Genomic DNA, 1,365 nt, shown 5'->3' with positions numbered 1-1,365 from the left:
ATATAAATAATTGATATTGCTTTCCGTTATACATCAAAAAAAACAACTATGATAATCAATGAAATAGCAGAAAACCAACCAAATTGATTTTTATTTGTAAAAAAACCACGAAGAGCACGCTGAATACCATAAGCCTGCACACCATAATCCGGAAAAGCCACCCCATAAATCAACGAAATTACAACAATACCGGAAAATATATTAAAAAAATACTTTTCCATCACACTCAATGGCAAAACCGAGACTGGAAGAACTGATGAAACACACATAACAAGAAACAAAATAAGATAACGAAGCGAATCAAAAGGCATAACGCCAAAAATTGAAGAAGCAAATCCTATTAAAATAAATGGGGAAATTGGCAACAGAACACGTGAGTAAAATGTCAAACCACTGCGGCGAGAGTCCAAATAAAAACACAAAGAAACCACAAGCCAAAGACAATATTGAAATGGAACACCAAGAAATTTTTCCTGAACCGCAGAACCAATTCCAGAAAAGCTACTTGCCGGATAAATCCATGCCGATGAAAATTGAATTATACAAAATACAAATAAGAAAACAACAGTTCGACGTAGCCCTGTCGAATTACAGAATATTATATTCCCTGGCATTCCCTCACCCCACCCTGAACAATAGAACACGTCTTTGCCTTATCCAATGTATAAGCCGCCATATCCCTTACGACCATAGAAACCGGCATTCCATCTGTGCTATTTTTAAATCCAACCCAATTTCCACCCACAGCCAAATTTGCAAGCATATACATTGGCTTGTTAAATGTTACGGGAGATGAAACGATCGAGACTGGTTTCCTATCAATGTAAAAAATAAGCCTATCAGGCAACCATAAAACACCATACTTATGGAAAGCTTTATCAAAATCCTGGAAAGCTAATCGACAGCCAGTGTGAAGAAACTTACCGGCGGCATCTTTAGCATGAATTGTTGTTATAATGGTTCCAGGCTCATGTCCAGGAGCCTCGAAAACATCAACCTCTGGTGGCCAGCTCTTATCGAACGGGAGCAACCAAAATGCTGGAACTAGGTATGGAGCTTGTGGAACAATCGCTTCAATTTCAAAGTAGCCATACATCTGCAAAAAGGATGTTCTGGTTGTCAGAAGCCCAGAGGTAAAAGCAAAACCAGGCAAGGCTGCATTTAAATTAGGAGGTATGCTACACGCAGTAATGAATAAATCTCCATTTCTCAACGAAAATGGATTAATACCTAGTGGCTTATTAGACTTGCCCATATACATAGGATCAACATAAATCTGTTGTTCCCTTGACTCAGGAAGTGTTCTTTTTACAACCCAATCATAGCCTAACCATTTCTTATTTACTTCATCATATCCTGTCTCTA

At 38.1% G+C, this 1,365-nt stretch carries 2 protein-coding genes; both read right to left on the bottom strand.

The window, feature by feature from the left end:
- Positions 1–26: 26 nt before the first annotated feature.
- Positions 27–614: a hypothetical protein gene (locus JHD62_RS21325; protein WP_199104564.1), complete on the bottom strand. Its 588-nt coding sequence runs from the start codon at positions 612–614 to the stop codon at positions 27–29.
- Positions 599–1,365: glycoside hydrolase family 16 protein (locus JHD62_RS21320; RefSeq protein ID WP_199104563.1), on the bottom strand; the 767-nt coding region annotated here is incomplete at its 5' end. The genes JHD62_RS21325 and JHD62_RS21320, both read right to left, overlap by 16 nt.

The organism is Aquitalea sp. ASV11 (assembly GCF_016429185.1).
In the GTDB taxonomy this organism is placed as follows: Bacteria; Pseudomonadota; Gammaproteobacteria; order Burkholderiales; family Chromobacteriaceae; genus Aquitalea; species Aquitalea pelogenes.
Note: the sequence above shows the minus strand (reverse complement) of the source record. Positions and strands in the feature narration are given on the sequence as shown.